Genomic DNA, 7796 nt, shown 5'->3' on the forward strand with positions numbered 1-7796 from the left:
CAATATCCTGGCATGCGGGCATGCCAGGATAAAACTATTGATTTGTTACTTTTTTACAGGTTGCGTTTTCCTCAATTCTTCCATCATCTTCCTGAATTCCGCCATTTCAGCCTCCAGTTTGTCCACTTTGCCGGCGTCTGTTTTCAGTTTGCTGACATCCAGCTTCAGTTCTTCGATCAGTTTCTGCTGGGCTTTCAGCGCTTCGATCAGGATGGCGGTAAGTTTGGAGTACTCCACAGACTTAAAGCCTTTGGCATCGGTCTTAACCACTTCGGGAACCACTTTTTCCACTTCCTGCGCGATCACACCCAGCTGTTTGGTGGAGTCGAAATTATTCGCGGGGAACTCTTCCTGCTTCCAGTAGTAGTTCACACCCCGTAATGCCAGCGCCTTATCGAGCGCGTTGTCTACGGTCTTCACTTCTTTCTTAAAGCGCTGGTCGGAAGTTTCGTTGATGGCGTTTGTTTTCAGCGTACCGATTACTTCCAGTTTATGCGTACCGGCAGGTGTACCTCCGATGCCCACGCTGGTATTGCCGTTACCGATCACCACCGTATTGCTGACCGTGCTGCTGTTGGCGATGTTCACAGTTGCACTACCCGAACCGGTTCCGATATTCACTGTTTGTGCACCGGAAGATGCGCCGACTGAGATGGCAGCCGTGGAAGAAGCGCCGCCGATCGTGATGGCGCCGGTACCGCCAATGTTCACGGCGCCGGATGAAGTGCCGGTGTTGATATTGGTAACCGCGTTGTTGTTGTTATTGATATTGGTGATACCATTGACCGTTAATTCGGTTAATGTACCAACGCTGGTGATACTGCTTAGCGCAGTGCTCGACAGTGTACCGCTTAAAGTACCGGCAGATACTGTGCCCGAAACGTTCAGAGAACCCAGCGTACCCACCGAGGTAATATTCGGCTGTGCCGCAGTCTGGATAGTACCGTTGATGTTGGCGCTGCTCAGCGTACCCGCCGTGGCCGTACCCGATACATTCAATGAACTTAAGGTACCCAGTGATGTAATGCTGTTCAGCGCAGTGCTCGACAGTGTACCGCTTAAGGTACCGGCAGAAACAGTACCCGATACATTCAGAGAACCCAGCGTACCCACCGAGGTAATATTCGGCTGTGCTGCAGTCTGGATAGTACCGTTGATGTTGGCGCTGCTCAGCGTACCCGCCGTGGCCGTACCCGATACATTCAATGAACTTAAGGTACCCAGTGATGTAATGCTGTTCAGCGCAGTGCTTGACAGTGTACCGCTTAAAGTACCGGCAGATACAGTACCCGATACATTCAGAGAGCCAAGCGTACCCACCGAGGTAATATTCGGCTGTGCTGCAGTCTGGATAGTACCGTTGATGTTGGCACTGCTCAGCGTACCCGCCGTGGCCGTACCCGATACATTCAATGAACTTAAGGTACCAAGAGATGTAATGCTGTTCAGCGCGGTGCTGGATAAGGTGCCGCTTAATGTACCGGCAGAAACGGTACCGGATACATTCAGGGAGCTTAAGGTTCCGAGAGAGGTAATACTGTTCAGGGCACTGCTTGATAAAGTGCCGCTTAACGTACCTGCAGAAACAGTTCCTGAAACGTTCAGAGAACCGAGCGTACCCACCGATGTGATATTCGGTTGCGCTGCCGTTTGCAGGGTACCGTTGATGTTGGCGCTGCTCAGCGTGCCCGCTGTGGCGGTGCCAGACACATTCAATGAACTCAGTGTTCCCAATGACGTGATGCTGTTCAGCGCGCTGCTGGACAATGTACCGCTTAACGTACCCGCAGAAACTGTTCCCGAAACGTTCAGAGAACCCAGCGTACCCACCGATGTAATATTCGGTTGTGCCGCCGTTTGCAGGGTGCCGTTGATATTGGTACCGCTGAGGGTACCGGCGCTGACGACGCCCGAGACATTCAGCGAACTCAGGGTACCCAGACTGGTAATACTTGCCAATGCGGAAGCGCTCAGCGTACCGCTGAGGGTGCCCGCTGCCACCACTCCGGAGGCCGTTATGCTGGTTGCGGTTACAGGCGCGGCAAAATTGGCGCCTACACCTACCTGCAGGTTATCTGTTGTGATGGTACCGCCGATATTCAATGCGGTTACGGAATAATCGGTGAGCTGATCAACCCTGACCACATGTCCCGCTCTTGCATAACCGGTATTGATCTGATCACCGTACATCATGGCAGCGGTATCCGAATATTTAACCTTGTTATGCAGAATAGTGAATGTATCCAGGTCTTTGATCAGCACTGCATACCCTTTCCGGATATATCCCGACATCATATTCGAAGTATCTGCCAGGCGCAGCCTGTTCTGGAAAGTGGCATAGGTGTTCAGGGTATCCGCATATTTCATTACCTGGCCCATCCGCGCATAGCCGGTATTGGTCAGGGCACCCTGTCCGGGGTAGTAATAGTCCCCACCCAGCATCAGTGCAGTATCTATATACCTTACCACGCCGTTAAAGGTTCCGGCGGTGATGGTTCCGGATACATTCAGGCTGCCCAAAGATCCGGTGGTACCGTTGATAGCGGTACCCGTTACGGTTGAAGCCGATAAGGTGCCGGCGCTGGCTGTACCGCTGACAGTAAGACCGTTCAGGGTACCCACGTTGGTGATATTCGACTGGTTCGGCGTTGTTAATGTACCCGCAATCGTGTTTGCGCTGACGTTTCCGGTTACCGTCATATTAGCCACGCCGCTGAGACTGCTGATGCTGGCGGTGGTAATATTGGCTGTGGTGGCGCTTACCGTACCGCTTTGTATCGTACCGCTCACAGACAGGTTGGACAACTGGCCCAACTGTGTAATACTGTTCTGCGTGCCCGCACTCAATGCACCGCTGAACGTTCCGCCCTGGATGGTACCGCTTACGCTTAAGTTAGCCAGCTGACCAAGGTTTGTGATGTTCGCATTTGTGATGTTAGCGGTAGCGATATTACCGGTTGTTGCGCTGACGATACCCGTATTCGTGGTGCCGGTAACGGTCAGGTTACTCAAAGTACCAACCTGTGTAATACCAGCCTGTGTACCGTTTGACAAGCTGCCGCTGAATGTTCCGCCCTGGATGGTGCCGCTTACACTCAGGTTACCCAGTTGGCCCAGGTTTGTGATGCTGGCATTCGTGATATTAGCCGTCGTGGCGGTGATCGTATTTACACCAGCAATATTCGTAAGGTTCGCATTGGTTGCACTTACGGTACCTGCATCAATTGTTCCCATTACAGACAGATTGTTCAGACCGGTAAGGTTTGAAGCGCTAATCGTACCCGCTGACACCGTATTGGTCACTGATAAATTACTCAATTGACCAACCTGCGTAATGCCAGCCTGTGTGCCGTTTGACAAACTGCCGCTGAATGTTCCGCCCTGGATGGTGCCGCTTACGCTCAAGTTAGCTAACTGACCAAGGTTCGTGATGTTCGCATTTGTGATATTAGCGGTAGCGATATTACCGGTTGTTGCGCTGACGATCCCCGTATTCGTGGTGCCGGTAACGGTCAGGTTACTCAAAATGCCCACCTGTGTGATGCCGGCTTGTGTGCCGTTTGACAAGCTGCCGCTGAATGTTCCGCCCTGGATTGTGCCACTTACACTCAAATTACCCAGCTGACCAAGGTTCGTGATGTTGGCATTCGTGATATTAGCTGTAGTTGCAGTGATCGTATTTACACCAGCGACATTTGTGATGTTCGCGTTCGTAGCGCTCACCGTACCTACATCAATTGTTCCGATTATAGACAGATTGTTCAGACCGGTCAGATTCGAAGCACTTATCGTACCCGCTGACACCGTATTGATCACTGATAAATTACTCAATTGGCCAACCTGCGTAATGCCGGCTTGGGTGCCATTTGACAAACTACCACTGAATGTTCCGCCCTGGATTGTACCGCTTACGCTTAAGTTAGCCAGCTGACCAAGGTTCGTGATGTTCGCGTTGGTGATATTAGCCGTTGTGGCTGTGATCGTGTTTACACCAGCGATGTTGGTGAGGTTAGCGCTAATAATATTAGCCGTAGTAGCGGTAATCGTATTTACACCGGCGATATTGGTGAGATTCGCATTCGTGGCGCTTACAGTTCCTGCATCAACTGTTCCAGTCACCGACAGATTGTTCAGACCGGTCAGGTTGGAAGCACTTATCGCACCCGCTGACACCGTATTGGTCACTGACAAATTACTCAATTGTCCAACCTGCGTAATGCCGGCTTGGGTGCCATTTGACAAACTGCCACTGAATGTTCCGCCCTGGATTGTACCACTCACACTTAAGTTGTTTAATTGACCCAGGTTCGTGATGTTCGCGTTGGTGATATTAGCCGTAGTTGCAGTGATCGTATTTACTCCTGCAATGTTGGTGAGGTTCGCATTTGTTGCGCTTATGGTACCCGCATCAACCGTTCCGGTTACAGAGAGATTACCTAATTGTCCAACCTGTGTAATACCAGCTTGTGTACCGTTTGACAGACCGCCACTGAACGTTCCGCCCTGGATGGTGCCACTTACACTTAAGTTAGCTAACTGACCAAGGTTTGTAATGTTGGCATTCGTGATATTAGCCGTAGTTGCAGTGATAGCGCTTACACCTGCGATATTCGTGAGGTTCGCATTTGTTGCACTTACAGTTCCCGCATCAACAGTTCCGGTTACAGACAGATTATTCAGACCGGTCAGGTTAGAAGTACTTATCGCACCCGCTGACACCGTATTGGTTACTGACAAATTATTCAATTGGCCAACCTGCGTAATGCCGGCTTGCGTACCATTTGATAAACTACCACTGAATGTTCCGCCCTGAATCGTACCGCTCACGCTTAAGTTACCAAGTTGGCCCAGATTCGTGATGTTGGCATTCGTGATATTAGCTGTAGTTGCAGTGATCGTATTTATTCCTGCAATATTGGTGAGGTTCGCATTTATGGCACTTACAGTACCCGCATCAACACTTCCGGTTACAGATAGATTATTTAGGCCAGTCAGGTTAGAAGTACTTACCGTACCTGCTGATACCGTGTTCGTCACCGACAAATTACTCAGCTGACCAACCTGCGTAATGCCCGCCTGTGTGCCGTTTGACAAACTGCCACTGAACGTTCCGCCCTGGATGGTACCGCTTACGCTCAAGTTAGCCAGCTGACCAAGGTTTGTGATGTTCGCGTTTGTAATATTAGCCGTCGTAGCGGTGATCGTATTTACACCGGCAACATTTGTGATGTTCGCGTTTGTAGCACTTACAGTACCTGCATCAATTGTTCCGATTACAGATAGATTATTCAGACCAGTCAGGTTCGACGTACTTACTGTTCCGGCTGATACGGTGTTCGTCACTGATAAATTACTCAATTGACCAACCTGCGTAATACCAGCTTGCGTACCGTTTGACAAACTGCCACTGAATGTTCCACCCTGAATTGTACCGCTTACACTTAAGTTACCCAGCTGACCAAGGTTCGTGATGTTCGCGTTGGTAATATTGGCGGTAGTAGCGGTGATCGTATTTACACCAGCAATGTTAGTAAGGTTAGCATTCGTAGCGCTTACCGTACCCGCATCAACCGTGCCGGTTACAGAAAGATTGTTCAATCCAGTCAGGTTGTTGATATTAGCAGTAGTCGCCGTCAGCGTAGAAGTGCTCACCGAACCTGCTGCAACGGTTCCATTCACCGACAGACTATTCAACTGTCCAACCTGTGTAATACCAGCCTGTGTGCCGTTAGACAAACTGCCGCTGAATGTTCCGCCCTGGATTGTACCGCTTACGCTCAGGTTCGCTAACTGACCCAGGTTCGTGATGTTGGCGTTAGTAATATTAGCCGTAGTCGCAGTGATTGTGTTTACACCAGCGATGTTGGTGAGGCTCGCATTTGTTGCACTTACTGTTCCTGCGTCAACCGTTCCGGTTACAGACAGATTGTTCAGACCGGTCAGGCTGGAAGTACTTACCGTACCCGCTGATACCGTATTTGAAACAGATAAATTGCTCAATTGGCCAACCTGCGTGATGCCCGCCTGTGTACCGTTTGACAAACTGCCGCTGAATGTTCCACCCTGGATTGTGCCGCTTACACTTAAGTTAGCTAACTGACCAAGGTTCGTGATGTTCGCGTTTGTAATATTAGCCGTTGTAGCGGTGATCGTATTTACACCTGCGATATTAGTAAGGTTCGCATTCGTTGCACTTACCGTACCCGCATCAACTGTTCCAGTTACAGACAGATTGTTCAGGCCCGTCAGATTCGACGTACTTACTGTTCCGGCTGACACCGTATTCGTAACAGATAAATTGCTCAATTGGCCAACCTGCGTAATACCAGCTTGCGTACCGTTTGACAAACTGCCACTGAACGTTCCGCCCTGGATCGTGCCACTCACACTTAAGTTAGCTAACTGACCAAGGTTTGTAATGTTGGCATTCGTGATATTAGCCGTAGTTGCAGTGATAGCGCTTACACCTGCAATGTTCGTTAGGTTCGCATTTGTTGCACTTACAGTTCCCGCATCAACCGTTCCGGTTATAGATAGATTGTTCAATCCCGTCAGATTGGACGTGCTTACTGTTCCGGCTGATACCGTGTTTGTCACCGACAAATTACTCAGCTGACCAACCTGCGTAATGCCCGCCTGAGTACCATTTGACAGACTGCCGCTGAACGTTCCGCCCTGGATGGTACCGCTTACGCTCAAGTTAGCCAGCTGACCAAGGTTCGTGATGTTGGCATTCGTGATATTAGCCGTTGTGGCCGTGATCGTATTTACTCCTGCAATATTAGTAAGGTTCGCGTTTGTTGCACTTATTGTACCCGCGTCAACCGTTCCGGTTACAGATAGATTGTTCAATCCCGTCAAATTGGAAGTACTTACCGTGCCTGCCGATACTGTGCTAGTCACCGACAGGTTGCTCAATTGGCCAACCTGCGTAATGCCCGCCTGAGTACCATTTGACAGACTGCCGCTGAATGTTCCGCCCTGGATTGTACCACTCACACTTAAGTTGTTTAATTGACCCAGGTTCGTGATGTTCGCGTTTGTAATATTAGCCGTAGTTGCAGTGATCGTATTTACTCCTGCAATGTTGGTGAGGTTAGCATTAGTAGCACTTACTGTACCTGCGTCAACCGTTCCGGTTACAGACAGATTGTTCAGGCCCGTCAGATTCGACGTACTTACTGTTCCGGCTGACACCGTATTCGTAACAGATAAATTGCTTAATTGGCCAACCTGCGTGATACCAGCCTGTGTACCGTTTGACAGACTGCCGCTAAACGTTCCGCCCTGGATGGTACCGCTTACGCTCAAGTTAGCCAGCTGACCAAGGTTTGTGATGTTCGCGTTTGTAATATTAGCCGTCGTAGCGGTGATCGTATTTACACCGGCAACATTTGTGAGGTTCGCATTTGTTGCACTTATTGTACCCGCATCAACCGTTCCGGTTACAGAGAGATTACCTAATTGTCCAACCTGTGTAATACCAGCCTGTGTGCCGTTTGACAAACTGCCGCTGAACGTTCCGCCCTGGATGATACCGCTTACGCTTAAGTTACCCAACTGACCAAGGTTCGTGATATTGGCATTCGTGATATTAGCTGTAGTTGCAGTGATCGTGTTTACACCGGCAATATTGGTGAGATTAGCGTTAGCTGCGCTTACTGTACCTGCATCAACAGTTCCGGTTACAGACAGATTGTTCAGGCCAGTCAGGTTTGACGTGCTTACCGTGCCTGCCGATACTGTGCTAGTCACCGACAGGTTGCTCAATTGACCAACTTGTGTGATACCAGCTT

General features: G+C 49.9%; 1 protein-coding gene. It reads right to left on the reverse strand.

Features of this window, described 5'->3' with window-relative positions:
• Nucleotides 1-45: 45 nt before the first annotated feature.
• Nucleotides 46-7770 (reverse strand): tail fiber domain-containing protein, encoded by a 7725-nt coding sequence (locus GWC94_RS03925; RefSeq protein WP_207708589.1) that lies wholly within the window; start codon nucleotides 7768-7770, stop codon nucleotides 46-48.
• Between the last annotated feature and the right edge of the window lie 26 nt (nucleotides 7771-7796).

The organism is Sediminibacterium soli, assembly GCF_009939225.1.
In the GTDB taxonomy this organism is placed as follows: domain Bacteria; phylum Bacteroidota; class Bacteroidia; order Chitinophagales; family Chitinophagaceae; genus Sediminibacterium; species Sediminibacterium soli.